Source organism: Alcanivorax sp. HI0007 (assembly GCF_001635525.1).
GTDB lineage: Bacteria > Pseudomonadota > Gammaproteobacteria > Pseudomonadales > Alcanivoracaceae > Alcanivorax.
This window is the reverse complement of sequence record NZ_LWEJ01000279.1, coordinates 1-2,508: the sequence shown is the minus strand read 5'-3', so window position 1 is coordinate 2,508 and position 2,508 is coordinate 1. Positions and strand designations below refer to the sequence as shown.

Sequence of the window (2,508 nt, the reverse complement as noted above, 5' to 3'; positions counted from 1 at the left end):
GACTGTGGCCGGCCAGGGGAATGGTGCCACCCTCGAACATCAGTCCCTGCTCTTCCCAGTCTGAGACACCGTAGCCCTGGGGGATGCTGCGGCTGTTGGCAAGATCCCGGTCCGGGAACAGGGCATTGACCACGCCCGCCGGATGCAGCGTCAGGTGGCGACCCAGATGAGGGTTGCGGACTCCCTGTTGTCGCAGGAACAGGGGGGTGAACAGGCTGCCCATGGCAACAATGGTTTGCTGGCAGGTCAGGCTCAGGTTGATCGGGCGACCGTCAGCATTTTCCCCGCGGGCGATGACGCCGGTAATGCGGTTACCTTGTCGCTGCAGTCGCTCGGCCCGGAAACCGCTGAACAAGAAGGCTCCCCGTTCCAGTGCGCGCGGAATGTAGCTCACATTGGTGGACTGTTTGGCGTCCGTGGGACACCCAAACTGACACAGTCCCTGGCCGTCACAGCCCTGGGCGTTGCGCATCAGCGGCTGGCGCTGCAAGAAGCCGTTGGCGGCGGCGCCCCGGTCGATAAGGTCGCCGATGGGGCCGACGGTCTCTGTGGTGGCTTGCTGCACACTGAGCATGCGCTCCACGCCCTCGAACCAGGGAGCCATGGCCTGTTCGGTGAAGGCCTCCAGTCCCTGCTCTCGCCAGCGCTGCAGCACCGACGGCGGCGTGCGCATGCAGGTGCCGGAATTGATGGTCGTGGTACCGCCCACATTGCACCCCACCGGTACCGGGATGATGGCGTTGCCGGTGGCCACGGTTGCTCCCCAGCTGCGGTAGAGTTTGGGGATCACCTCGGTGAGTTTGCCGGTGAAGTGGCTGCGATCGTAATACTGGCCTTCCTCGATGATCACCACGGCCAGGCCACGACAGGCCAGTTCATAGGCTGCTGCCGCGCCGCCGGCACCGCTGCCCAGAATCACCACGTCTGCTTCCAGGGTCATATCCTCGTCGCAATCCCGGGCGGCGGTGATCTGCTGTTGCCAGCGGAAGGTCTCGACCTGGGCGGGCAGTTGCACGGGTTGTCGGCAGCCGGTGGCCTGTTCCACCTGCTCATCCAGCACATAGGCGGCCTTGAAGGGCAGGGCCAGCAGGCGCAGCAGCTTGCCGGACACCGGAGTGGTGGCCAATTTGTCGAGAAAACGCTGTTGCTGTGTCGGCCTGGCACGATGAAAGGCGCGGCCACGCACCAGACGGTGACGATTGTCGAGCCACAGCAAACCGGCTTTCAGGCTGCGTTGCAGGCCTGTCTGGTTGGCCAGTTGCGCATCCATCCTGCTCAGCAGGACATCGGTATCTGCTGCCGGCAAGCGCTTTCCGGCCGGAAACAAGGCACGGCAGAGGGCGATGGCAGTGGGGTCTTGGCGAAGAGTGAAAGGTTCCATGACTTCAGTGTAGTGCGCACGGAGCGTGGCGCTTGTCTTCACTGACAGCTAGCCGTTGCGGCCAGGGACAAAAACCTTGATGTCGATCAAGGCAGAGGAGGGCAAGAGGAGAGAGGATAGCAGCGGGATATGATCCCGCTGCGTATGCTTCCGGTTGTCTCCGGAAACTCTTTGGCCCCGGTCTCCGGGGCCCTTCTTTTGGTGCTGCAATCTGCCCGCCAGCGGTAGGGAAATTGCCCCTGTTACCAGTGAATACCCTTGAACAACCGGGAGAAAGCCGCCTGTTCGCGGCGGATCTTCTTCGGCGAGCTTTCCTTGTCGCCCAGGGCTGCGGAGGAATCCGAGAACAGCTTGTAACCGGTATTCATGATGGTCTCGGTAACCTTGGGCGTCAGGAAGTGCATCACCTGACCCATGACGCCCAGATTGGTGGCAATGCGTTTGGGTTGGCGCACGATGGCATCGCAGATCATGTCCGCTGCCTGGGCCGGGCTAATGGTTGGCACATGATTATAGATCTTGGTGGGCGCAATCATCGGGGTACGCACCAGCGGCATGTTGATGGTGGTGAAACGAATGCCCTCGTGAGCGAGCTCACTGGAGGCACACCGCGTGAATGCATCCAGTGCGGCTTTCGAGGCCACATAGGCGGAGAAGCGAGGCGCATTGGTCAGCACCCCGATGCTGGAAATATTGATCACGTGGCCGCCGCCACGCTCGATCATCCCCGGCATCAATTGCATGATCAGCCGCAGCGCGCCGAAATAGTTGAGCTGCATGGTGCGCTCATAATCGTGGAAGCGATCAAAGGAATGCACCACGGAACGGCGAATGGAGCGACCGGCGTTGTTGACCAGCACATCCACATGGCCGTGGTCGGCAATCACCTGCTGAATCAGATCATCCACACTGTTCAGGTCCGACACGTCGCAGCTATAGGCCTGGGCGGTGCCGCCCAGCTGATCGATTTCATGCAGGGTCTCTTCCAGCTTTTCTGCGGTACGGGCGATCACCAGCACGGTGGCTCCGGCCCGCGCCAGCTTCAATGCTGTCGCCTTACCGATGCCGGAGGTGGCGCCGGTTACCATCACGACCTTGCCGTCCACCCGTTCGGGCAGGGTGGGCAG

The 2,508-nt window shown here is 62.0% G+C and carries 2 protein-coding genes; both read right to left on the bottom strand.

Annotated elements, in window-relative coordinates; all coding sequences use genetic code 11:
* Positions 1 to 1,306: FAD-dependent oxidoreductase (locus tag A3714_RS17030; protein ID WP_231867869.1), on the bottom strand; the 1,306-nt coding region annotated here is incomplete at its 3' end.
* Between the two features lie 317 nt (positions 1,307 to 1,623).
* Positions 1,624 to 2,508, bottom strand: an 885-nt coding sequence (locus A3714_RS17025; RefSeq protein WP_156493880.1) for an SDR family NAD(P)-dependent oxidoreductase, incomplete at its 5' end; no start/stop codon positions are given.